This window comes from Deltaproteobacteria bacterium RBG_16_64_85, from assembly GCA_001798885.1.
GTDB lineage: Bacteria > Desulfobacterota > Deferrimicrobia > Deferrimicrobiales > Deferrimicrobiaceae > FEB-35.
In genome coordinates, this window is sequence record MGQW01000086.1 from 52,123 (window position 1) to 76,224 (window position 24,102).

Here is a 24,102-nt window from a genome sequence, read left to right on the forward strand (position 1 = left end):
ACGACAGTGACGGACATCCCCTCCATCCAGTTCGTAAAAGGAGTGGGCCCCAGGTTTGCGGAGAGGCTGGCGTCCCGCGGGATCCGCACCCCCCAGGACGCCCTCTTTTTCTTTCCCAAAGGCTACGAGGACCGGCGGCAGCTCCTCCCGCTGCGGGCGCTCAAACCGGGCATGACCGTGCCGGTGAAGGGGACTGTCGTCGGGGTTCATGGGGGCCATCGGAAATTCGGGGGGGCAAAGGTTTTCGAGGTCGTCCTTTCCGACGGTACCGGCCGTCTTTCCGCCAAGTGGTTCCATTACCACCCCTCGCTGAAGGAAAGGTTCAAAGTCGGGGAAACCGTTATCTTCTGCGGGACCGTCCGGTTCTTCCAGTTCCAGCCCGAAATGCATCACCCGGAGATTCTCGGGAAGGCAGAAGAGCACGACCCCGTCCACATCGGGCGGATCGTTCCAGTGTACCCGGAGGTGGAAGGGCTCCCCCCGCGCGTCCTCCGCAGGATCCAATGGGAAGTGGTCCAGCATTACGCTTCGGCCGTCAAGGAGTTCTTCCCCCGGTGGATGCTCGAGGAAGCAGGTGTCCCGCCGATCCACGAATCGCTGGCCACCCTGCATTTCCCTCCTCCCGGCGCCGACGCTTCGACGCTCCTCTCCTTCTCGTCGCCCGCGCAGCAGCGGCTCATTTTCGGGGAGCTGTTCTACATCCAGTGGGCGATGGCGAAGCGGCGGGCCGGGGTGATGAAGGAGGCGGCCATCCCCCTCCATTGGGACAAGGAGATCGTCGACGAGATCAAGCGCCGGCTCCCGTTCACGCTCACCGGCGCGCAGAGGCGGGTGGTGAACGAAATCCTGAAGGATCTGTCCAACTCCTGCCCGATGCACCGGCTCCTGCAGGGAGATGTGGGAAGCGGCAAGACGATCGTCGCGTGGATTGCCGCGCTGGTCGCCTGGAGGAAAGGCGCTCAAACCGCGCTCATGGCACCCACCGAGATTCTCGCCGAACAACACTGCCGGCGGTTCCTCACCCTTTGCCGCGGGCTGCCGGTCCGTATCGTCCTTCTCACCTCCTTCCTCACGGGGAAGCGGCGGGAAAGCCTCCGAAAGGAGATCCGGGAAGGGGAAGCGCACATCGTCATCGGAACGCATGCTCTCATCCAGGAGGGGGTCGAGTTCCACCGGCTGGGCCTCGGCATTGTGGACGAGCAGCACCGTTTCGGGGTGTTGCAGCGAGCGGCGCTCCGGGGGAAGGCGAAGACGGCGCCGCATCTCCTTGTCATGACGGCCACGCCCATCCCCCGGACCCTGGCGATGACCCTGTACGGCGACCTCGACGTCTCCGTCATCGACGAGATGCCTCCCGGCAGGACGGCGGTCGAGACGAAGGTCGTCGGGGAGGAAAATCGGAAATCCGCCTGGGCGAGGGTCCGGAAAGAGCTGGCCGAGGGGGGGAGAGTCTACATCGTCCTGCCGCTGGTGGAGGAGTCGGAGAAGCTGACACTGCGGGACGCCACAAGGACCGCCGAGCGCGTCCGGGAGGCGTTCCCCGAGATCGGCGTCGGGCTGCTGCACGGCCGGATGAAGGCAGAGGAAAAGGACGCGGAGATGCGCCGGTTCCAGGAGGGGGAGATCCGGATCCTGGTCTCCACCACGGTCGTGGAGGTGGGGATCGACGTACCCGAGGCAACCGTAATGATGATCGAGCACGCGGAGCGGTTCGGGCTTTCCCAGCTGCACCAGCTCCGCGGCAGGGTGGGGCGGGGGACCCGACCTTCCGTCTGTTTCCTCTTCGTCGAGGGGCCTCAAGGCGAAGACGCCGTTGCGCGTCTGTCGGTGATGGAGAAGACCACGGACGGCTTCAAGATCGCGGAGGAGGACTTGAAAATCCGGGGGCCGGGCGATTTCGCCGGCGTCCGCCAGTCCGGAATCCCCGACCTCGTCTTCTCCGACATCGTCCGGGACGCTCGGATGCTCTCCCGTTCCCGGGAGATCGCCAATGCGCTCCTGGTGCGCGACCCCGGCCTGTCGCATCCCGAGCACGCCGCCCTGGCCCGCTGGATCGCCTCGAAAGAGGCCGCGGTTCCCACCATCGGGTAGCGGTCCCCTTCCGCACGGAGGTCGCTGCGCTTTCCGTGCGGTCGGCACGCTCCGAGCCGGGCCCGGCGGCGCAGCCGGCAACGGTTTCGCAGGATATGGTCGCGGGAGGCCGAAATTGACTTAACCGCCGCGATTTATTAGGATATCTTCTTTAATCTTTCCGGGAGAAGCCGAATGGAAGAGTTCCCAAGGATCAAGCGTCTGCCACCCTACGTTTTTGCGGTGGTCACCGAGCTCAAATCGAAAATGCGCCGCGCGGGGGAGGACGTCATCGACCTCGGGATGGGGAATCCCGACCTGGCCACTCCCAAGCACATCGTGGACAAGCTCATCGAGGCGGCAAGAAACCCCCGCAACCACCGGTATTCCCTCTCGCGGGGGATCCCGAAGCTGCGGCAGGCCATCTGCGCGTGGTACAAGCGGAAGTACGACGTCGACCTCGACCCGGATACCGAGGCGATCGCCACGATCGGCGCCAAGGAAGGGATTTCCCACCTCATGATGGCGATCATGGGGCCCGGGGACATCGCGATGGTGCCGAACCCCACCTATCCCATCCACGCGTATTCGGTGATCATCGCGGGGGCCGACGTGCGCTACATATCGCTTACGAGCGGAGAGGGCGATTTCATGGACCGCGCCCAGCGCGCCATGAAGACTCTCTGGCCGAAACCGAAGGTGATGATCATCTCGTTCCCCCACAACCCGACGACGGAGGTGGTCGACCTGTCCTTTTTTAAACGTGTTGTGGCATTCACCAAGGAGCACGGGATGCTCGTGGTCCACGACCTGGCCTACGCGGACCTGGTGTTCGACGGGTACAAGGCCCCCTCCATCCTCCAGGTTCCGGGAGCGAAGGACGTGGCGGTGGAGATGTACTCGATGTCCAAGGGGTACTCCATGCCCGGCTGGCGCGTCGGGTTCGTGGTCGGGAACAAGCGGATGGTATCGGCGCTCACCCGGCTCAAGAGCTATCTCGATTACGGCATGTTCCAGGCGATCCAGGTGGCGGCCACGGTCGCGCTTAACGGACCCCACCGCGTGGTCGATGAAGCCGTCGAGGTCTACCGGAAGCGGCGCGACTGCCTGGTGGACGGCTTCGCCCGCATCGGCTGGGAATTCCCCAAGCCGAAGGGGACGATGTTCGTCTGGGCGCCCGTGCCCGAGCCGTTCGCGGCAATTGGGTCGCTCGAATTTTCCAAGCTCCTGCTGACCAAGGCCAAGGTAGCCGTCTCGCCCGGGGTGGGGTTCGGCGAGCACGGGGAGGGATTCGTCCGGTTCGCTCTCGTGGAGAACGAGCACCGGATCCGGCAGGCGATCCGCGGCGTGAAGGCTCTCCTGCAGCAGGCTCCTGCTCACGCAAAGGTCAAGGCCAAATGATCGAAAGGCCCAAGGAAATCGGCATCGGCATCATCGGGTTCGGGACCATAGGGACCGGGACGGTGAAGCTGCTGCAGGGGAACGCGGAGCATCTGCGCCGGCGCGTGGGCGCGCCCCTCCGCATCCGGCGGATCGCCGACCTCGACATGACCCGGGACCGGGGAGTGGCGGTGCCGGAGGGGGTGCTGACCACCGACGGGTTCCAGGTCGCCCGCGACCCGGAGGTCCAGATCGTCATCGAGCTCGTCGGCGGGACCGGCGCCGCCAAGGATTTCCTCCTCGAGGCGATCCGGAACGGCAAGTCCGTCGTGACGGCAAACAAGTCGCTCCTCGCCGAGCACGGGCCCGAGATCGGCCGGGCGGCGCAGGCCGCCGGCGTGGACATGGGGTTCGAGGCGAGCGTGGGGGGCGGGATCCCCATCATCCGGGCGATGCGGGAGGGGCTGGCCGCGAACCGCATCCGGGAGATCTACGGGATCATCAACGGGACCTGCAACTACATCCTGAGCCGGATGACCAACGAGGGGAAGGAATACGCAGGAGTCCTGGCCGAGGCGCAGAAGATCGGACTGGCGGAAGCGGACCCTTCGTTCGACGTGGACGGCATCGACTCCGCGCACAAACTCTCCATTCTGGTGTGGCTCGCCACCGGCATGTACGTGTCGCCGAAGGAGATCTTCGTCGAGGGGATCCGCGACGTCCCGGCACTGGACATCGCCTTCGCGCGCGAATTCGGGTACGTGATCAAGCTGCTGGCAATCGCCAAGGAGAAGGGGGACGGCGTCGAGGTGCGGGTCCACCCCACGATGATCCCGTCCGATCACCTTCTGGCCACCGTCGGCGGCGCCAACAACGCGATCTACGTGAAGGGCGACTTCATCGGCTCCGCGCTGTTCTACGGCCAGGGGGCGGGGATGTATCCCACGGCCTCCGCGGTGGTGAGCGACGTCATCGAGATCGCGCGCAACCTGCGCGGAGGAGGGGTCGGCCGGATCCCCCCCAGCGGGTTCTTCCTGCACGACCCGGGGGAGAGGGCCGCGGTGTCTCCCTTCACCGACGTGCGATCCGAGTATTACCTGCGGTTCCAGGTCGTGGACAAGCCCGGCGTATTGTCCAAAATCGCCGGTGCGCTAGGGAGCCACTCCATCAGCATCTCGTCGGTCATCCAGAAGGGGAGGAAGGAAGAGAGCGCCGTTCCGATCGTCATCGTGACCCACCACGCCAGGGAAAGCGACATGCGCGCGGCGCTGACGGAGACCGACCGGCTCCCCGTCGTCCTCGACCGCACCCGCATGATCCGGATCGAAAACAACCTTTAAGGAAAAGGACGCCCACGCGATGCACTGGGAAGGGGTCATCCGCCACTATTCCGCCTTTCTTCCGCAAGTCCCGGACGACTGCGTGGTGACGCTGCTGGAAGGCAACACCCCGTTGGTGCCGGCGCCAGGCCTGGCGAGCCAGATTGCCCCCGGAACGGAGATCTTCCTGAAGTACGAGGGGCTGAATCCCACCGGGTCCTTCAAGGACCGGGGGATGACGATGGCGGTGTCGAAGGCCAAAGCCGCCGGGTCCGACTCGGTGATCTGCGCCTCCACCGGGAACACCTCGGCTTCCGCGGCGGCCTACGCGGCGCGGGCGGGGATGAAGGCGTTCGTGCTGATCCCGGAAGGACGGATCGCCCTGGGGAAGCTGTCGCAGGCGATGATCCACGGGGCGCGGGTGATCCAGATCCTGGGGAATTTCGACCAGGCTCTGACGCTGGTGAGGGAGATCTCGGGGAAGTACCCCGTGACCCTGGTCAACTCGCTCAATCCCTACCGGATCGAGGGACAGAAGAGCGCCGCGTTCGAGATCTGCGACGCTTTGGGCGACGCCCCCGATTACCATGTGCTCCCCGTCGGGAACGCGGGAAACATCACCGCATATTGGGCGGGCTACAAGGCCTACCGGGAGGCGGGCAGGATCGGAAAGCTCCCGAAGATGCTGGGATGGCAGGCGGAAGGCGCCGCGCCGATCGTGCGGGGCTACCCCGTCGAAAAGCCCGAAACGGTGGCCACCGCGATCCGGATCGGCAACCCGGCCTCCTGGAAGAAGGCGGAAGCCGCGCGGGACGAGTCCGGAGGGCTTATCCGGATGGTGAGCGACGCCGAAATCCTGGAGGCCTACAAGCTCGTCGCCGAGACGGAAGGAATCTTTTGCGAGCCGGCGTCGGCGGCCTCCATCGCCGGTGTGATAAAATCATCCAAGGAGTCGTTTTTCCTGAGCGGCGACCGTATCGTATGCACGCTCACCGGGCACGGTCTGAAGGACCCGGACAACGCGATCGCGCAGTCCGTGGCCCCGGTGACCATCCCCCCCGTGATGGACGAAGTCATGAAAGTTCTTGGTTTTTAAGGAGAACCACCATGCGGCGTAAGTATCTCATCCTCATCGGGGACGGCATGTCCGACTGGCCCATCGCCTCCCTCGGAAACCGGACGCCCCTGGAAGCTGCGGAAATCCCCAACCTGGATTACATGGCTTCCCACGGCGCGCTGGGGATGGTCCAGGTCGTGCCGAAGGAGATGTACCCGGGCAGCGATGTGTCGAACCTGAGCATCGTCGGCTACGATCCCCGCGAGGTATACACGGGCCGGTCCCCTCTGGAGGCCGCTTCGATGGGGATCGAACTCGGCAAGGACGACGTGGCGGTCCGCTGCAACGTCGTCGCGCTGAAGAACAACGGCGCGGATACCGAGATGGAGGATTTTTCCGCCGGCCATATCTCGTCGGCGGAGTCGGCGGAACTCCTGAAAGTTCTCCAGGAGAAGATCGGCGGTTCGTTCCCATCGGGGGGAGGGGACGCCGGCGTCCGCTTCTTTCCGGGCGTGAGCTACCGGAACCTGATGATCTGGCCGAACGGCAACGACGCCGTGGAGACGACCCCCCCGCACGACATCCACGGGAAGAAGATCACGGAGTACCTCCCCAGGGGGGAAGGGGCGGAAATGCTCCTCGACCTGATGGCGATTTCGCGGGAGGTGTTCGAGGACCACCCCGTCAACCGGAAGCGCCGCGCGGAGGGGAAGCTTCCGGGGAACTCCATCTGGCTCTGGGGGCAGGGGAAGGCGCCTCGGATCACCCCCTTTACGGAAAAATACGGACTCTCGGGCTCGGTGGTCGCCGCCGTCGACCTCATCAAGGGGATCGGGATCTATTGCGGCCTGTCGGTCATCCAGGTGCCGGGCGCCACGGGATACGTGGACACCAATTTCCGAGGGAAAGCCGAGTACGCCCTCAAGGCGCTGGAGGAGAAGGACTTCGTGCTCATCCACGTGGAAGCTCCCGACGAGGCGGGGCACAACGGAAGCGCCCCCGACAAGGTGCGCGCGATCGAGCGGATCGACAAGGAAATGCTTTCCCTGATTCTTCCCCGCGCAAGGGACGGTGGGGACCTGGTCCTCCTCGTGCTTCCTGACCACCCCACGCCGGTCGCCATCCGGACCCACGCCCAGGAGCCGGTCCCCTTCGTATTCTATCCGGCCCCGGAAGGGATGGCCACATTCCCGGGCAAACGGTACACGGAGGCCGACGCGAGGGAAACCGGGAATTTCGTGGAGATCGGGACACGCCTGATCGGCTACCTCCTCGGCCGCGAATGAGTGCACGGTAGAGAAATCGGTGGATCAATCCGTGGAGAAAGGGGAATAGCGTGGACCGAAATCTGGCGCTGGAAGTGGTCCGGGTAACGGAAGCGGCGGCGCTGGCGGCCGCCCGGTTGATGGGACGGGGAGACAACGTCGCAGCGGACGAGGCGGCGGTGACCGCCATGAGGAAGGCCTTGAACTTCGTCCAGTTCAAGGGGCGCGTGGTGATCGGGGAAGGGGAGCGCGACGAGGCTCCCATGCTCTACATCGGCGAGGAGGTCGGGGCCTCCGACTCCCCCCGCGTCGACATCGCGGTGGACCCCCTGGAGGGGACGAGCATCGTCGCCACGGGCGGCAACAACGCCCTTGCCGTCATCGCGATCGCGGAAGAGGGCGGGTTCCTCCACGCCCCGGACACCTACATGCAGAAAATAGCGGTCGGTCCGAAGGCAAAGGGCTCCATCGACATCCTGGCTTCTCCCACGGAGAACCTCCGCAGCATCGCCAAGGCGCTCCGGAAATACGTGGAGGACCTCTGCGTCATCATCCTCGATCGGCCCCGCCACCAGGAGCTCATCCGGGAGTGCCGGGAATCCGGCGCGCGGATCAAGCTGATCGGCGACGGCGACGTGGCGGGCGCCATCGCAACGGCGAAGGAAGAATCGGGGGTCGACGTGCTGATGGGAATCGGCGGAGCGCCGGAAGGCGTGCTCGCGGCAGCCGCGCTGAAATGCATCGACGGGGACTTCCAGGGGATCCTCAAGTTCCGCAACAAGGAGGAGGCCGAGCGGGCGAAGGCGATGGGCGTGGACGACCCGAACCGGGTCTACCGGATGGACGAACTCGCCCGTACCGAAGTGATGTTCGCCGCAACCGGGGTGACCTTCGGGGATTTCCTGAAAGGCGTCCGGTTCTTCAGCGGGGGGGCGCACACGCAATCGATCGTGATGCGCTCTAAATCGAAGACCCTCCGGACCATCGATACGACCCACTTCTTCGAACTCAAGCCGAAGTACGATTGATCGATGGACGCTACGGGGCGCATTGAAATCGACTTCAAGCGGTGCAAGGCCTGCGAGCTGTGCGTGCCCGCCTGCCCGACGAACTGCATCGAGATCGGCGTGAAGATCAACCCGCAGGGCTACGCGGCCGCGGTCTTCGCAAGGCCAGAGGACTGCACGGGGTGCGTGATCTGCGCGGAGGCCTGCCCGGACGTGTGCATCGAGGTTTGGCGATGAGCCTGGCGACGGCCGCCGCGCACCGCCTCCTGATGAAAGGGAACGAGGCGATCTGCGTCGGCGCAATCGCCGCGGGGTGCCGGTTCTACTACGGCTATCCGATCACCCCGCAGAACGACATCCCCGAATATATGTCCGCCCACCTGCCGCCGATCGGGGGGACCTTCCTCCAGGCGGAGAGCGAGATCGCCACGATCAACTTCATCCTGGGGACCTCGGCTTCGGGAAAGCGGGTGATGACCTCTTCTTCGGGGCCCGGGATTTCGCTGATGCAGGAGGGGCTCTCCTACATGGCCGGATCGGAGCTGCCCGCCGTCATCGTCAATATCTCGCGGTCCGGACCCGGGCTGGGCGGGATCGCCCCGTCGCAGGGCGACTACTTCCAGGCGGTCAAGTGCGGCGGCCACGGGGGGTACCGGATGCCCGTCCTGGCGCCGCATTCGGTCCAGGAGATGTACTCCCTGACGATGCTCGCCTTCGACCTCGCCGACAAGTACCGGAATCCCGCCATGATCCTCGGGGACGCGATCGTGGGACAGATGAAGGAGCCTTTCGAGACGATCCCGTACGTACCGGGCGTTTCCCTGGAGAAGCCCTGGGCGTTGACCGGTTGCGAGGGCCGTCCGAGGAAGCACCTCAAATCGCTGTATCTCAAGGACAACGCGATCGAGATCCACAACTGGAAGCTCCACCGGAAATACCTGCGGATGCAGGAAGAGGAGGTTCGCTACGAGGACTACCGCCTCGACGGAGCGAAGATCGCGATCGTCGCCTTCGGGACCGCTGCGCGGGTGAGCAAGACCGCCATCCAGTGGGCCCGGAAGGAAGGGATCGCGGTCGGCATGCTGCGGCCGGTCACCCTGTTTCCCTTCCCCTCCGCCCGGGTCGATGCGGTCGCCAGGCTCGCGGACGTCGTGCTGGTGATCGAGATGAACACCGGGCAGATGCTGGAAGACGTGAAGGTCAGTACGACGTTTCACGACAAGGTCCGGTTCCTCGGAAAGCCCTGCGCAATGCCTACTCCCGAGGAGATCCACGGGGAGATCCGGAGACTGGCGGGAAGGGCGGCATGACGACGGAAGGCAAGGATCGCTTCGAGAAGCAGGTGTTCTCCCGGCCGAAGAGCCTGGTAAACGTGAAAACCCACTTCTGCCCCGGCTGCCACCACGGGATCGCGCACCGGATCGTGGCCGCGACAATCGACCATTTCGGGCTGCGGGAAAAAACGATCGGCGTTGCCTGCGTTGGGTGCTCGGTGTTTTTGTACGACTACATCGACGTCGACGTGGCGGAAGCCCCCCACGGACGCGCGCCGGCGGTGGCCACGGGCGTCAAGCGGGCCCAGCCGGACAAGTTCGTCTTCACCTACCAGGGGGACGGCGATCTCGCAGCCATCGGGACCTCCGAGGTCATCCATGCCGCGAACCGCGGGGAGAACATCACCGTCATCTTCGTCAACAACACGACATACGGGATGACGGGCGGACAGATGGCCCCAACGACGATGCTCGGCCAGAAGACATCCACTTCCCCCTACGGGCGTGACTTCCGGAAAGACGGCTATCCGATCAAGATGGCCGAGCTGCTGGCCCCCCTGGAAGGGACGGCCTACTCGGCGCGGGTGGCGACCAGCACGCCGGCGCAGATCCGCAAGGCCAAGGAGGCGGTGAAAAAAGCGTTCGACATGCAGCTCAAGGAGATGGGGTTCTCGATCGTGGAGTTCCTCTCCACCTGCCCGACGAACTGGGGAATGAAGCCCGTCGACGCCCAGAAGCGGGTCCTCGGGGAGATGTCGGAATATTTCCCGCTGGGCGTGTTCAAGGAACGCAAGCAGGCGGATTTCGTATGAACACCGACGTCATCATGGCGGGGTTCGGAGGCCAGGGGATTCTCATGATCGGGAATCTCCTGTCCATCGCGGCGATGGAGGAGGGGAAGCACGTCACCTATTTCCCCGCCTACGGGGTCGAGATGCGCGGGGGGACCGCCAATTGCACGGTCGTCATCTCCGACGAGGAGATCGGGTCCCCCGTGGTGGGGCGCCCGAAAGCATGCGTCATCATGAACGGCCCGTCGCTGGAGAAGTATCTCCCGATGCTCCAGGAGGGAGGCGACCTGGTGATCAACCGATCGCTGGTCGATCCGGCGAAGGTCGGCCGCGGCGACCTGCGGCTGCTGTCGATCCCGGCCAACGACATCGCGCGGGAGGTCGTCGGGAGCCAGCAGCTGGCCTCGATGGTGGCCTTGGGGGCCTACGTGACGGTCGCCGGTGTGGTCCGGATGCAGACGCTGTTCGACTGCCTCCCAAAGGTCATCTCGAAAAAATACGAGAAGTTCATCCCGCTCAACGTCAACGCCCTGAAGGAGGGAGAATCCTTTGCCCGACATCACCCGTGACGAATCGTTGGACGACCTGCTTTCCAAGATCGCAGAGGAGTCGGGTGACTGGGGACCGGCCGCCGGGGATCCGGAGGTACAGGTAGGCGACCACATCCGGGAGTTCCGGGAATCCAGGGGCCTCTCCCTCCAGCAGCTGGCGGAAAAGACGGGGTTCTCGACGGCGTTGCTGTCGCAGATCGAGAACCGCATGACCTCCCCCCCTCTGGGAACGCTGGTGAAAATCGCCAATGCCCTCGACACCTACGTTTCCTCCTTCATCGGCAAGGAGGAGCGGGAATTCTCGATCGTCCGGAAACAGGACCGGACGACCGTCTCCCGGGTGGGGTTGAAGGATGGAGGCCAATCGGCCTACACCTACGAGGCGCTCGGCGCCGGGAAGGCCGGCCGGAAGATGGAGCCGTTCCTGGTACGCCTGAAACCGCTGATCGACCGGAACGTGGTGCGGAACTCCCACGAAGGGGAGGAGTTCCTCTACGTCCTTTCCGGACGGGTGGAGGTCTTCCTGGACAAATATTCCGACCTGCTCGGCGAGGGGGACTGCATCTACTACAATTCCACGATCCCGCACCACGTCCACTCGGCCGAGGAGAAGGAAGCGCTGATCCTCGCGGTTCTCTACCAGGGCAAGTGAGGGGCCGTGGGCGCGGCGGACGGCGCGCTCCGATTTGCGAGACGGACCTCAGAGGACCCCGCGCGCGCGGCATCCCGCTGGAAAGCCCTGACTGGGCGCAAGGCCGTCGGCTGTCTCCCTCTTTTTATCCCGGAAGAGATCCTTCACGCCGCGGGGATGCTCCCCGTAACGGTCTGGGGGGATGAATACGGAGATTCTCCCGCCTCCTGGGAAGTTCTCGACGGCTGGGTCTTCCCTCCCGTTCCGGGCCTCCCTGCGGAGCCCGAAAGATTCCTGACCGAGATGGCTTCCGGACAGCCGCAGGTTTCCCTTCGCTTCACACCCAGGAGCATGAAAGTCCCTTCGACGGAGGAGACGCTCGATCAGGTCGAGCGGCTTCGCGAGTGGGCCGGTGAAATCTCGGGAAGGCCGGCCTCCGACGGGGCGCTTTCGAAGTCCATCTCCATCTTCAACGAAAACCGGGGGTTCATCTCCTTGCTGGAAGGAAGGCTGGCGGCATCTCCAGGAGCCTATTCGGCCCTCGAGGTTTTCTGGTTGCTGCGCTCCGCGATGGCGCTGCCCAGGGAGGCGCACACCTTGCTGCTTCGGGCCGCGCTTTCCCGCGATCCGGCGCCGGCGCGGCATTTTCGGGCCAGGCTCTTCCTGGGAGGAAGGATGGCACCCCGGCCCGTCATGGAGGCCATCGACAGTGCGGGGGGGGTCCTGGTTGGAGATGACCTCGACGCGGGGCACCGAAACAATGAAGCGATGGCCGATGAAAGGGGGGATCCTCTGCTTTCGCTTTCACGCCGCTTGAGGGCCCAAATTCTCGGGAAGACGGAGACGGAAGTGGAGCCTTCGTGGGCTGTCCGCGTGCTTACGCGAATCGAGGCATCCGGAGCGGACCGGTTCCTTTACCTCGCGACAGGCTCGGCCGCTTTCCCGGAAGAGGCCGGGAAGCTTGCCGCGGAGGCCGGGAAGCGGGGTATCCCGTTTCTCTCACTGGAACTGGATTCTTCTTCGCGATTTTCGGAACGGGAAAAAGAAAAGGTCTCATCGTTCATCGCGTCGAGCGGGTAGAGGAGTCTCCTGCCGAACGGGAAAATTGGGATTGACACGTTTCGGGGATTTTGGATACGATCTTTGCCAGTTAACGTAAGGTGGTAAATATGGGGTCCGCCGAGAGCATACCGACCTATACGATCGGCGAACTGAGCCGGATGGTGAACCTCACCCAGAGGACCATCCGGTATTACGAAGAGATCGGCCTCCTGCACAGCGTCCGCCGGATCGAGAACGGGAAGCGCGTCTACACGGACGACGACGTCCGGCGGCTGAAATTCATCAACCGGCTCAAGATGCTGGGACTGTCCCTCGCGGAGATGATCGAGCTGGAGAAGATCTACCGGGAGCAGCGCAACAACCGGGAAATCATCCCCAAGCTGATCGTCCTCCTGGACCAGCGGGCCGCCCAGATCGACGATCGGATCAACCAGCTGATCGCGCTCAAGAAGGAGATCCGGGAATACCAGGTGCGGCTGCGCGGGAAGCTGCCGCAGGAAACGTGAACCCCGGCGAACGTTCGCCCAAGGAGAACGCCATGAAGGAAGTGGTCATCACCGGAGCGGCAAGGACGGCAATCGGAAGCCTCAACGGGACGATCGGGGACATTCCGGCCCCCAGGCTCGGCGCGATCTCGATTGCGGAGGCGATTACCCGCAGCGGGATCAAGAAGGAAGACGTGGACCAGGTCATCATGGGAAATGTCCTTCCCGCCGGAGCCGGGCAGGCCCCCGCACGACAGGCCGGCATCTACGCCGGGGTCCCGGTCTCCGCCGGCGCCATGACGATCAACAAGATGTGCGGCTCGGGCCTGAAATCCGTCATGCTGGCGGAGCAGGCGGTCGCGACCGACGAGTTCGAAGTGATCGTCGCGGGCGGCATGGAGTCGATGACCCAGGCCCCCTACCTGCTGAAGAAAGCCCGATCGGGATACCGGCTGGGAAACGACACGATCTACGACCACATGATCATCGACGGGCTGTGGGACGTCTACAACAACCTCCACATGGGAAATTGCGCGGAGCTGCTGGCCAAGGAGCACCGCATCACCCGCGAGGAACAGGACGAGTTCGCGGCATCCTCCTATAACCGGGCGCTTGCGGCGATCCGGGAAGGGAAATTCGAGAAGGAGATCGTCGGCGTCGAAATTCCGCAGCGGAAAGGCGACCCCCTGGTGTTCAAGGTGGACGAGGAGCCTGGCCGCGGGAACGTCTCCAAGCTCTCCTCGCTGAAGCCGGTGTTCCAGAAGGACGGCACCGTCACGGCGGGGAACGCCTCGACGATCAATGACGGCGCGGCGGCGGTGGTGGTGATGTCGGCGGAGAACGCGAAACGCCGCGGAATCCGGCCGCTCGCCAGGATCCTCGGCTATTCCACGGCCTCCATGGAACCGGTGTGGTTCACCGTGGCCCCGATCGACGCCATCCGGAAGCTCCTGCAGAAGACCGGGGTCGACAAGGACAAGGTGGGGCTCTACGAGATCAACGAAGCGTTCTCCGGCGTCGCCATCGCCGCGATCCGGGGGTTGAAGCTCGACCCGGGCCGGGTCAACGTGAACGGCGGCGCGGTGTCGTTGGGACACCCGATCGGCGCATCGGGCGCACGGATCCTGACGACGCTTCTCTACGCGATGGAAGACCGGAACGAAAAGCTCGGAATCGCGTCGCTGTGCATCGGCGGCGGCGAAGCGGTCGCGATGCTGGTCGAGCGGATCTGACGAATGCGCGGGGCTACGGCTCCACTTCGGCGTCAATCGGTTGTTTACCGCTGGATTCCTCGCGGGGGGCTTCCTCTCCGCTGCGGAATCCCGCGGTAAGCAATATAAAGGAGGAAGATGTGGAGCTGAAGACCATCGGAGTAGTTGGAGCGGGGCAGATGGGCGGCGGGATCGCCCAGGTAGCCCTCATGAGCGGGTTCAAGGTTCTGCTGAACGACGTATCCGACGCGTTCCTCTCGAGAGGGCGCGCCGGCATCGAGAAGGGTCTGGAGATCCTCGTCCGAAAGGAGAAGATCACCGCGGCGGACCGGGAGAAAATGCTGGGGAACCTTGTCGCCACGACGAACCTTTCCGACTTCTCCGCCTGCGACTTCGCGATCGAAGCGGCGACCGAGCGAGTCGATTTGAAACACACGCTGTTCCGGAAGCTGGACGAAGTCGTCCCCGCGGGGAAGATCCTGGCCACCAACACATCGTCGATCTCCATCACGGGGATCGCCTCGGTGACCCGGCGGCCGGAGAAGGTCGTCGGGATGCACTTCATGAACCCCGTGCCGCTGATGAAACTGATCGAGGTCATCCGGGGCCTGCAGACGTCCCAGGAGACGTTCGACGCGACGATGGACCTCTCCCGCCGCCTCGGGAAGGAGCCGGTACCCGCCAACGACTACCCGGGGTTCGTCGCCAACCGGATCCTGATGCCGATGATCAACGAGGCCGTCTACGCGCTCATGGAAGGGGTGGGAAAACCCGAGGACATCGACGCCATCATGCGGATGGGGGCGAACCACCCGATGGGCCCCCTGGCGCTCGCCGACCTCATCGGGCTGGACACCTGCCTGGAGGTCCTGAAGGTGCTGCAGGAGGGGTTAGGGGATCCCAAGTACCGCCCCTGCCCGCTGCTCAAGAAGCACGTGGAGGCCGGCTACCTGGGGAAGAAGACCGGGCGCGGCTTCTATTCCTATCCGAAGGGATAAGGGAGGCAGAGATGGAATACGCGAACCTCCTCGTTGCCGTATCCGACAAGATCGCGACGATCACCGTCAACCGTCCCAAGTCGCTGAACGCGCTGAACCCCGCCACGATGCGGGAGCTATCGGCCGCCTTCGAGGAGCTCGCCGCCCGGGAGGACGCAGGGGTCGTGCTGCTCACGGGCGCGGGGGAAAAGGCGTTCGTGGCGGGCGCCGATATCTCCGAGATGCGACACTTCACCCCTGTCCAGGCCCTGGAGTTCGCGCTTTTCGGGCAGGGGGTCCTCGAGCGCATCGAGCGGCTCCCGCAGCCGGTCATCGGCGTGATCAACGGCTATGCGCTGGGAGGAGGGTGCGAGCTCGCAATGGCGTGCGACCTCCTGATCGCGGCCGACACCGCGAAGTTCGGGCAGCCCGAGGTCGGTCTCGGCATCATCCCCGGGTACGGCGGCACGCAGCGGCTCCCCCGCCTCGTGGGGCGGAACCTCGCGAAGGAGCTCGTCCTGACGGGGGAAATGATCACCGCACAGCGGGCCTATGAAATCGGCCTGGTGAACCGGGTCGTCCGGCAGCCCGAACTGATGAACGCCGCCCGCGAGGCGGCCGCGAAGATCCTCTCCAAGGGACCGGTCGCCGTTCGCGCCGCGAAGATGGCAATGAACCGGGGCCTGGACCTCGACCTATCCAACGCGTGCGCGCTGGAGGCGAACGCCTTCGCCGTGGGCTTCTCCACCGCGGACAGCGCCGAGGGGATGACCGCCTTCCTTGCGAAGCGGAAAGCCGTCTTCACGGGCAAGTAGAGAAGAGAGCGCAACCAAATACCCACAGGGAGATCGCGAGATGGTGTTCGACTTGACGGAAGAGCAGCGGATGATCCAGGAGATGGCGCGGAACTTCGCGCAGAAGGAGGTCCTGCCCAAGGCCGCGGAGCTGGACGAGACGGGGCGCTATCCCGGGGAGCTCGTGCGGCAGATGGCGGAGCTCGGCCTGATGGGGGTCGCCGTTCCCGAGGAGTACGGCGGCTCCGGGATGGACAACATCTGCTACGCGATCGCGATGGAAGAGATCGCGCGGGCGTGCGCCTCCACGGCGGTCATCCTGTCGGTGAACAATTCGCTGGTCTGCGATCCGCTCCTGAAGTTCGGAACGGAGGAGCAGAAGACGAAGTACCTCGTGCCGCTGGCTTCCGGGAAAAAGCTCGGGTGTTTCGGGCTGACCGAGCCGGGGGCGGGTTCCGACGCAGGCTCCCAGAAGACCACTGCCGTCCGGAACAGCGACCACTACGTCGTCAACGGGACGAAGAATTTCATCACCAACGCCCCCGAGGCAGACACCTGCATCCTCTTCGCGATGACGGACAAGGAGAAGAAGCACAAGGGGATAACAGCCTTCATCCTTGACATGAAGTTATCAGGCGTATCTATTGGTAAACATGAAAAGAAAATGGGGATAAAAGCTTCTCCTACCGCTTCCGTAATCCTGGAGGATGTAAAGATCCCTGCGGCGGACCGGCTGGGGAACGAAGGGGAAGGTTTCAAAATCGCCATGAACACGCTGGACGGGGGACGGATCGGCATCGCCGCGCAGGCCATCGGGATCGCCCGGGCATCGCTGGAGGATGCGCTTGCCTATGCGAAGGAGCGGAAGCAGTTCGGCCAGCCGATCGCCGAATTCCAGGCGATCCAGTGGATGCTGGCGGACATGGCGACCGAGATCGACGCGGCGAGGCTCCTGGCCTACCGGGCGGCGTGGCTCAAGGACCGGAAAAGCCGGCACTCCAAGGAGTCCGCGATGGCGAAGCTGTACGCTTCGGAAACCGCCATGCGCGCCGGCGTGAAGGGGATCCAGATCCACGGAGGCTACGGGTACATCAAGGAATACCCGGCCGAGCGGCACTTCCGGGACGCGAAGATCACCGAGATCTACGAAGGAACATCGGAAATCCAGCGTCTGGTCATTGCCTCCGCGCTTCTCAAGGATTGAACGGAATGCGCTTCGATCTGACGGACGAACAGCAGCAAGTCCTCGATATGGTCCGGTCGCTCGCGCGGAAGTCTTTCGCGCCCAAAGCGGCGGAGATCGACGAAGCGGCCCGCTATCCGGAAGAGAACATGCGGCAGCTGGCCGAGCTGGGACTCCTCGGGATGCTCTACCCGGCGGCCTACGGAGGATCGGAGGCGGGCGCGCTGGCCTATAACGTCGCCCTCCGGGAGGTCGCCGGAGGATGCGCTTCCACGGCGGTCGGGATGGGCGTGACCAATATGGTCGGCGAGACCATCTGGCGGTTCGGAAACGAGGAGCAGCGAAGGAAATTCCTCCCCGGACTGGCGTCGTACGACATCCTGCTGGGGGCGTATGCTCTCACGGAGCCCTCGGCGGGATCCGATGCGGGAAGCCTGAAAACCGCCGCCGTCGAGGACGGCGACCACTACGTTCTCTCCGGGAACAAGGTCTTCGTTACCAACGGCGCCTACGCCGGGGTGACGATTGTCATGGCGGTGACGCAGAGGGAGCCGAGGAGGATCGGCGCTTTCCTCGTGGAGCCGGGGATGCCCGGTTTTTCGGTCGGCAAAGCCGAGCACAAGATGGGGCTTACGGGATCCCACACCGTTTCCCTGACGTTCGACGAATGCCGGGTCCCGAAGCGAAACCTGCTGGGAAGCGCCGGAGACGGGTTCAAGATCGCGATGGCGGCGCTGGACGGGGGCCGCATCGGCATCGCGTCCTTGTCGATCGGGATCGCCCGGGCAGCCATTGAAACGGCAACGGTCTACGCGAAAGACAGGAAACAGTTCGACCAGCCGATCGCAGAATTCCAGGCGGTCCAGTGGATGCTGGCCGACGCCGCAACGGAGCTGGACGCCGCGCAGCTCCTCGCCTATCGGGCCGCGTTCCTCAAGGAGCAGGGAAGGCCGTATACACGCGATGCGTCGATGGCGAAGATGTTCGCCTCGGAAGCGGCAAACCGGGCCTGCCATAAAGCGGTCCAGATCCTGGGCGGGTACGGCTACATCCGGGAGTACCCCGTGGAACGACACCTGCGCGACGTCAAGGTCAGCACGATCTTCGAGGGGACGTCCGAGATCCAGCGGATCGTCGTCTCTCGGGCGCTCCTGCGGTAGGCGGATCATGAAACCGGGCAACCTCGGACAGGGATACATCCAGGTCTACACCGGCAACGGCAAGGGGAAGACGACGGCCGCCCTCGGGCTGGCGGTCCGCGCGGCAGGGCACGGCCTTCACACCGTGATCGTCCAGTTCATGAAGGGATGGATCGACTACGGGGAGCTCCAGGGAGCGAGGATGCTGGCCCCTTACGTGGAAATCCACCAGGCCGGCAGGGACACCTTCGTGAACCGGAAGAACCCCGATCCGGAGGACATCCGGCTGGCGTTGGACGGGTGGCGGCTGGCGAAAGGAATCCTCTTGGACGGGAAGGCGGACATCCTGGTCCTCGACGAGATCAACTGCGCGATGGACTTCGGCCTGATCCCCTGCGAGGAGGTCGTCGAGGTCCTGAGGAACAAACCGGCCGGAATGGAGGTCGTCCTCACCGGCAGGGGGGCGCCGGCGGCGGTGATCGAAATCGCGGACCTGGTGACGGAGATGAAGGAAGTCAAACATTATTACGCGAAGGGCGTCGACGCGCGAGTCGGGGTGGAGCGGTAACGCGAGGGAGGTGAACCGTGTACGACAGGAAAAAGACCCGGAAGATCTCGGAAGAAAAGAAGCGTTGGGAAAAAACGACCCTGAACCGGGTCCTTTCCCGTTCCCCGGAGCGTCTCTCCCGGTTCTCCACGGTGTCGGACGAGGAGATTGCCGCGCTCTATACGCCGGACCTTCTGGAATCGTTCGATTACGGCAGGGAGCTCTCCTTTCCCGGCGATTATCCTTATACACGCGGCGTCCAGCCGTCGATGTACCGGGGGCGGATGTGGACGATGCGGCAGTTCGCGGGCTACGGATCGGCGGAGGACACGAACGCCCGGTTCAAGTTCCTCCTGGCCCAGGGGCAGACCGGACTGTCGACCGCCTTCCACTTCCCGACCCTGATGGGGTACGACTCGGACTCGCCGCGCGCCAAGGGGGAGGTGGGGAAGTGCGGGGTGGCGGTCGACTCCCTGAAGGACATGGAGATCCTGTTCGACGGCATCCCGCTGGACAAGGTCACCACCTCGATGACGATCAACGGCCCGGCGGCGATGATCTTCGCCATGTACCTGGGCGTCGCCGAAAAGCAGGGGGTCTCCTTCGACAGGCTCGGCGGGACGATCCAGAACGACATCCTCAAGGAGTACATCGCCCAGCACGCGTGGGTATTCCCCCCCGATCCGTCGATGCGGATCATCACCGATATCCTAGGGTACTGCTCCGATCTCGTGCCGAAGTGGAACACCATCAGCATCAGCGGCTACCACATCCGGGAGGCGGGATCGACGGCCGTCCAAGAGCTGGCGTTCACCATCGCCGACGGGATCGCCTACGTACAGGCGGGGGTCGACGCGGGGATCCCGGTGGATAAGTTCGCCCCGCGCTTGTCGTACTTCTTCAATGCCCACGTCGACTTCTTCGAGGAGATCGCCAAGTATCGCGCCGCCCGGCGCATGTGGGCCCGCATCATGAAGGACCGGTTCAAGGCGAAGGACGAGAATTCCTGGAAGCTCCGGTTCCACACACAGACGGCCGGCTGCACCCTGACCGCGCAGCAGCCGGTGAACAACGTGGTGCGCGTCGCCCTCCAGGCGCTTTCCGCCGTCCTTGGGGGGACCCAGTCGCTGCACACGAATTCGATGGACGAGACGCTGGCGCTCCCGACCGAGCATGCCGCCACCATCGCGCTCCGCACCCAGCAGATCATCGCGGAGGAGTCCGGGGTGGCCAACTCCATCGACCCCTTGGGCGGGTCGTTTTTCCTCGAGAAACTGACCAACGAGATGGAAGAAAAGGCCTTGAACTACATCCAGAAGATCGACGAGATGGGAGGAATGGTCAAGGCGGTCAAGCGGGGATACCCGCAGCGGGAGATCGCGGACGCGGCGTTCCACTACCAGCGGCTGGTGGATGCCGGCGAGAAGAGAATCGTCGGCGTCAACTGCTATACAAAGCAGGAGGAGATCCCGATCCCGCTCCTGAAGATCGACGAGCGCGTGGAAAAGAGGCAGATCGAGAGGACCCGGGAGGTCCGCCGGAAGCGCAGCGCGAAGCGGGTGAAGTCCCGCATCGATGCGCTGAAGGACGCGTCGTTGTCGAACACGAATCTCATGCCGCTCCTCCTCGACGCCGTAAAAGAATACGCGACGCTTGGGGAGATCTGCGACGCCTTGCGCGAGACGATGGGCACCTACACCGATCCGGCGATGTTTTAACCCAACGACAAGGGGGACGAGATGGCGAGCGCAGCGGCAAGAATGCAGGAAACGGCGAGAGGGAGAAAACCGGAGCGCAAGGTGCGCATCCTGGTCGGCAAGCCGGGGCTGGACGGTCACGACCGGGGAGCGAAGATCATCGCCCGGGCGTTGCGGGACGCCGGGTTCGAGGTCATCTACACCGGCCTCCACCAGACCCCGGAGATGATCGTGAGCGCCGCGGCACAGGAGGACGTCGACGGGATCGGGCTTTCGATCCTCTCCGGCGCGCACAATTACCTTCTGCCGCGGATCGTGGAGATGCTCCGCGAAAAGAAGATGAACGACGTCGTGGTCTTCGGCGGCGGGATCATCCCGGACGACGACATCCCGAAGCTCAAGAAAAAGGGGGTCGACCGGATGTTCACGCCCGGGACGACGCTCCAGGAGATCGTCAACTACGTACGCGAACGGGTCAAACCCAGGAAATAGAGTCAATTCCCATCAGGAGGGGAGCACGTGAGACCTGTCTATATGGTATCCGGGGGGGTCAGCAAGTTCGAGAAGGCCCGGCCCGACGCGACGTTCCAGAAAATGGTGAAAGAGGCGTTCGACTACACGATGGGCGACGTTCCCCGGCTGAAACCCTCGATGATCGAGGGGTCGGTGGGGTCCTACTTCTCGGACCACTTCACCCGGCAGCTGATGGCGGGGATCATGGCCACGGACTACCTGGGCATGTGCCCCAAGCCGAACAAGCGGATCGAGGGGGGCGGGGCCACCGGGGGTCTGTGCTTTCAGGCGGCGTGGGAATCCGTCGCCTCGGGAAGGATGGACGTCTGCCTCGCGTTCGGCTTCGAGACGATGTCCCACGTCCAGACGTGGAAAGGGAACGAGTTCATCGCGCTGGCGTCCGACGTGAACTTCGACTATCCCGTCGGGGGCTTCTACTCGGGGTACTACGCGATGATGGTCAACCGGCATATCCACGAGTTCGGGACCACCGTCGAGCAGATGGCGATGGTATCGGTGAAAAACCATATGAATGCCTACAACAACCCGTATGCCCAGAAGCGGAAAAGGCTCACGATCCAGGACGTCCGCAACTCCGAGATGGTGGCCTATCCCCTGACGCTTCTGGACATCTGCGTCATGTCGGACGGTGCGGCGGCCTGCATCCTGGCCAGCGAGGAGGCGGCGTTCCGGCTTACGGACCGGCCGGTGAAGATCACCGGGGTCGGGACAGGTACGGACATGATGCGGATGGCCGACCGGCCGCACGGGGAGGTGATCCTCGCCCCCAATGAAAAGAAGAGCGACTACAAGAAGCTGAAGTACCCGGGCGTCCACTCCTTCCGGGCGGGCCGTTCCGCCGGGCTTCAGGCCTACAAGATGGCGGGGATCACGGACCCGGTCCGGGAGATCGACTTCGTGGAGCTGCACGACGCCTACACCTCGTCGGAGATCCAGACGTACGAGGACCTGGCCCTCTGCAAGTACGGCGAAGGCGGGAAGTTCGTCGAGGAGGGGCACCCCTTCATGCCTCAGATCGAATACGGACTGAAGCTCAAGACGAAGGGGACGATCCCCGTCAATCCCTCGGGGGGTCTGATCGCGTGCGGCCACCCGGTCGGTGCGACGGGCCTCATGCAGGCGGTCTTCGCCTTCTGGCAGATCCAGGGGACCATCAAGAAGCACTACGGGTCGCCGGAGCTCCAGTTGAAGAAGGCCAATCGCGGACTCATCCACAGCCACGCCGGCACGGGCACCTATGTCACCGTGTCGATCCTGGAACGGGGGTGGTAATCATGGCGAAGAACGATCCCAAGGCGAAAAACCCCCCGCGTCGCAACCCTGCGGCCAAGCTCGAAGAGGTGATGACGGGGACCACGGTCTTCAACATTCCGTTCCCGAAGGACCTGAATACCCTGAAGTCGATGTCCCCCATCGTCATCAAGCACCCCTACTACGTCGAATACATCCACTCCTACGGACAGGACTCGCCGTTTTTCGCGGGGCTGGCGAACAGGAAGCTCCTGGGGACCCGCTGCGGGAGGTGCGACTACACCTATGCCACTCCGCGGCTGCACTGCACGCGATGCGGCAAGGAGACCAAGTGGGTGGAGCTTCCCCAGGAGGGCCGGGTGCACACGTTCACCACGTGCTACTTCGGCAGCGAGGAGTTCCTGAAGGAAACCCCGTTCCACCTGGTCCTCGTGGAGTTCGACGGCGTGGACACGCTGCTCCTGGCGCGGCTGATCGGCGTCGAAGGGCCGGAAGACATCCGGATCGGGATGAAGATCCGGGCGAAGTTCCGCCGCAACTCGCAGCTCAAGCCCACCGACGTCTACTTCGTGCCGGTCGGTTAGGGGGGCCCGATGGATTTCCGGCTCAAGCCGGAGCACATTGCCTTGCGAGACATGCTCCGATCCTTCGTCGAGAAGGAGGTCCGTCCCCACGCGCGGCAGTGGGATGAAGAAGGGAAGTTTCCTTTTGAGACCGTTGCGAAACTTGGCGAGCTGGGCATCCTGGGCGCCATGGTCCCCGAGGAGTATGGAGGCTCGGGGATGGATACCATCGGCTACGCGATTGCCGTGGAAGAGATCGGGAAAGGAGACGGCTCCCTGGGGCTCACCGTGGCCTCCCACAATTCCCTCTGCACGGCCCACATCCTGGCGTTCGGATCGGAGGCGATCCGGAGGAAGTACCTCCCGGAGCTGGCCTCCGGCAGGATGCTCGGGGCCTGGGCCCTGACGGAGCCCGGGTCGGGCTCCGATTCTCTCAACATGCGAACGAAGGCGGAGTGGAAGGGAGACCGCTGGGTGATCAACGGCAGCAAGATGTTCATCACCCAGGGGAGCGTGGCCTCCGTATTCGTAATCCTCGCGGTGACCGACAAGGAGAAGGGGAGGGACGGGGTGACTGCCTTCCTCGTCGAGGCGGGGTCAAAAGGGCTGTCCGTCGGCAAGAAGCTCGACAAGCTGGGGATGCGATCTTCCGACACGGCGGAGCTGGTGTTCGAGGATCTCGAGGTCCGGCCCGGGAGCGTCATCGGCGCAGTCCATTCCGGTTTCCGGGACACGATGCGGAATCTGGCGGGGGGGCGCATCTCGATCGCCGCCCTCTCGGCGGGCATCGGGCTCGGCGCCATGGAGGAGGCCATCGCGTATGCGAAGGAGCGCCGGCAGTTCGGCCAGGCGATCGCGGAGTTCCAGGCGATCCAGTGGATGTTCGCGGACATGGGAACGGAGCTCGAGGCGGGGGAACTCCTCACCCTGCGGGCCGCGTACCTCAAGGACGCGGGGAAGCCGTACGTCCAGGAGGCCGCCATGGCCAAGCTCTTCGCCTCCGAGGCCGCGATGCGGGCCACGATCAAGACGGTGCAGATCCTGGGCGGCTACGGGTACATCCAGGAATACCCCGTGGAGCGGTTCATGCGGGACGCCAAACTGTGCGAGATCGGGGAAGGCACTTCCGAAATCCAGCGCCTGATCATCGCCAGGCGGCTGGTCCGGGGAGCTTGAACCCAACCGGCAGAGTACATACCGAGGGTTCAAGCTCCGAGCCCGCCGACGACGAAGAGGGGAAAAGCCCGCAGAGATTCGGGCGACAGGCGGGCGAGGCGGGCAATGCGCGGACGCGATGTCCGAGCGGGAGCAGTG

General features: G+C 64.2%; 24 protein-coding genes. All 24 read left to right on the forward strand.

All coding sequences use genetic code 11. From position 1 onward, the window contains the following. Positions 1-6: 6 nt before the first annotated feature. The 24 genes from A2Z13_00920 to A2Z13_01035 all read left to right on the forward strand — a co-directional run bounded on the left by A2Z13_00920 (position 7) and on the right by A2Z13_01035 (position 23,964). Positions 7-2,091: an ATP-dependent DNA helicase RecG gene (locus tag A2Z13_00920; GenBank protein OGP76398.1), complete on the forward strand. Its 2,085-nt coding sequence runs from the start codon at positions 7-9 to the stop codon at positions 2,089-2,091. Between the two features lie 174 nt (positions 2,092-2,265). Further along, positions 2,266-3,471: an alanine transaminase gene (locus tag A2Z13_00925; protein OGP76399.1), complete on the forward strand. Its 1,206-nt coding sequence runs from the start codon at positions 2,266-2,268 to the stop codon at positions 3,469-3,471. Next, the gene (locus A2Z13_00930; protein ID OGP76400.1) at positions 3,468-4,790 is read left to right on the forward strand and encodes a homoserine dehydrogenase; all 1,323 of its coding nucleotides are present in this window, start codon (positions 3,468-3,470) and stop codon (positions 4,788-4,790) included. Before A2Z13_00925 ends, A2Z13_00930 begins: the two co-directional genes overlap by 4 nt. A 19-nt stretch (positions 4,791-4,809) precedes the next feature. Continuing rightward, positions 4,810-5,865, forward strand: a complete 1,056-nt coding sequence (locus tag A2Z13_00935) for a threonine synthase (protein ID OGP76401.1) — start codon at positions 4,810-4,812, stop codon at positions 5,863-5,865. Positions 5,866-5,876: 11 nt separating this feature from the next. Continuing rightward, entirely contained in the window at positions 5,877-7,112 is a 1,236-nt protein-coding gene (locus A2Z13_00940) for a cofactor-independent phosphoglycerate mutase (protein OGP76402.1), read from the forward strand. 50 nt (positions 7,113-7,162) lie between these two features. After that, positions 7,163-8,119, forward strand: coding sequence for a fructose-bisphosphatase, class II (locus A2Z13_00945; protein ID OGP76403.1), 957 nt, complete (start codon positions 7,163-7,165; stop codon positions 8,117-8,119). Positions 8,120-8,122: 3 nt separating this feature from the next. Beyond that, the gene (locus tag A2Z13_00950; GenBank protein OGP76404.1) at positions 8,123-8,335 is read left to right on the forward strand and encodes a 2-oxoacid:acceptor oxidoreductase; all 213 of its coding nucleotides are present in this window, start codon (positions 8,123-8,125) and stop codon (positions 8,333-8,335) included. Continuing rightward, positions 8,332-9,408 (forward strand): 3-methyl-2-oxobutanoate dehydrogenase subunit VorB, encoded by a 1,077-nt coding sequence (locus tag A2Z13_00955; protein ID OGP76405.1) that lies wholly within the window; start codon positions 8,332-8,334, stop codon positions 9,406-9,408. Before A2Z13_00950 ends, A2Z13_00955 begins: the two co-directional genes overlap by 4 nt. Continuing rightward, positions 9,405-10,184, forward strand: a complete 780-nt coding sequence (locus A2Z13_00960; GenBank protein ID OGP76406.1) for a 2-oxoglutarate oxidoreductase — start codon at positions 9,405-9,407, stop codon at positions 10,182-10,184. Before A2Z13_00955 ends, A2Z13_00960 begins: the two co-directional genes overlap by 4 nt. Continuing rightward, the gene (locus A2Z13_00965) at positions 10,181-10,732 is read left to right on the forward strand and encodes a 2-oxoacid:ferredoxin oxidoreductase subunit gamma (protein ID OGP76407.1); all 552 of its coding nucleotides are present in this window, start codon (positions 10,181-10,183) and stop codon (positions 10,730-10,732) included. The genes A2Z13_00960 and A2Z13_00965 overlap by 4 nt, the downstream gene beginning before the upstream one ends. Positions 10,733-10,760: 28 nt before the next feature. Continuing rightward, positions 10,761-11,366 (forward strand): hypothetical protein, encoded by a 606-nt coding sequence (locus A2Z13_00970; GenBank protein ID OGP76436.1) that lies wholly within the window; start codon positions 10,761-10,763, stop codon positions 11,364-11,366. Between the two features lie 6 nt (positions 11,367-11,372). Beyond that, positions 11,373-12,425: a hypothetical protein gene (locus tag A2Z13_00975; GenBank protein ID OGP76408.1), complete on the forward strand. Its 1,053-nt coding sequence runs from the start codon at positions 11,373-11,375 to the stop codon at positions 12,423-12,425. 89 nt (positions 12,426-12,514) lie between these two features. Then, complete coding sequence (locus A2Z13_00980; GenBank protein ID OGP76409.1) at positions 12,515-12,913, forward strand: hypothetical protein; 399 nt, start codon at positions 12,515-12,517, stop codon at positions 12,911-12,913. A 32-nt stretch (positions 12,914-12,945) separates the two neighbouring features. Next, the gene (locus tag A2Z13_00985; protein OGP76410.1) at positions 12,946-14,124 is read left to right on the forward strand and encodes an acetyl-CoA acetyltransferase; all 1,179 of its coding nucleotides are present in this window, start codon (positions 12,946-12,948) and stop codon (positions 14,122-14,124) included. Positions 14,125-14,243: 119 nt separating this feature from the next. Then, positions 14,244-15,101, forward strand: a complete 858-nt coding sequence (locus A2Z13_00990) for a 3-hydroxybutyryl-CoA dehydrogenase (GenBank protein ID OGP76411.1) — start codon at positions 14,244-14,246, stop codon at positions 15,099-15,101. 11 nt (positions 15,102-15,112) lie between these two features. Then, positions 15,113-15,895: a crotonase gene (locus A2Z13_00995; GenBank protein ID OGP76412.1), complete on the forward strand. Its 783-nt coding sequence runs from the start codon at positions 15,113-15,115 to the stop codon at positions 15,893-15,895. Between the two features lie 40 nt (positions 15,896-15,935). Beyond that, positions 15,936-17,078: an acyl-CoA dehydrogenase gene (locus tag A2Z13_01000; protein ID OGP76413.1), complete on the forward strand. Its 1,143-nt coding sequence runs from the start codon at positions 15,936-15,938 to the stop codon at positions 17,076-17,078. 5 nt (positions 17,079-17,083) lie between these two features. Next, positions 17,084-18,217: an acyl-CoA dehydrogenase gene (locus A2Z13_01005; protein ID OGP76414.1), complete on the forward strand. Its 1,134-nt coding sequence runs from the start codon at positions 17,084-17,086 to the stop codon at positions 18,215-18,217. A 7-nt stretch (positions 18,218-18,224) separates the two neighbouring features. Then, positions 18,225-18,764, forward strand: a complete 540-nt coding sequence (locus A2Z13_01010; GenBank protein OGP76415.1) for a cob(I)yrinic acid a,c-diamide adenosyltransferase — start codon at positions 18,225-18,227, stop codon at positions 18,762-18,764. Between the two features lie 17 nt (positions 18,765-18,781). Continuing rightward, the gene (locus A2Z13_01015; protein OGP76416.1) at positions 18,782-20,461 is read left to right on the forward strand and encodes a methylmalonyl-CoA mutase; all 1,680 of its coding nucleotides are present in this window, start codon (positions 18,782-18,784) and stop codon (positions 20,459-20,461) included. Positions 20,462-20,503: 42 nt separating this feature from the next. Then, on the forward strand, positions 20,504-20,932 hold the full coding sequence (locus A2Z13_01020) for a methylmalonyl-CoA mutase (protein ID OGP76417.1): 429 nt from the start codon (positions 20,504-20,506) through the stop codon (positions 20,930-20,932). Positions 20,933-20,959: 27 nt separating this feature from the next. After that, a complete protein-coding gene (locus A2Z13_01025) occupies positions 20,960-22,246 on the forward strand; it encodes an acetyl-CoA acetyltransferase (protein ID OGP76418.1) in 1,287 nt (428 codons plus the stop codon). A 131-nt stretch (positions 22,247-22,377) separates the two neighbouring features. Further along, positions 22,378-22,809: a nucleotide-binding protein gene (locus A2Z13_01030; GenBank protein OGP76437.1), complete on the forward strand. Its 432-nt coding sequence runs from the start codon at positions 22,378-22,380 to the stop codon at positions 22,807-22,809. A gap of 9 nt (positions 22,810-22,818) precedes the next feature. Beyond that, on the forward strand, positions 22,819-23,964 hold the full coding sequence (locus A2Z13_01035; GenBank protein ID OGP76419.1) for an acyl-CoA dehydrogenase: 1,146 nt from the start codon (positions 22,819-22,821) through the stop codon (positions 23,962-23,964). Positions 23,965-24,102: the final 138 nt, after the last annotated feature.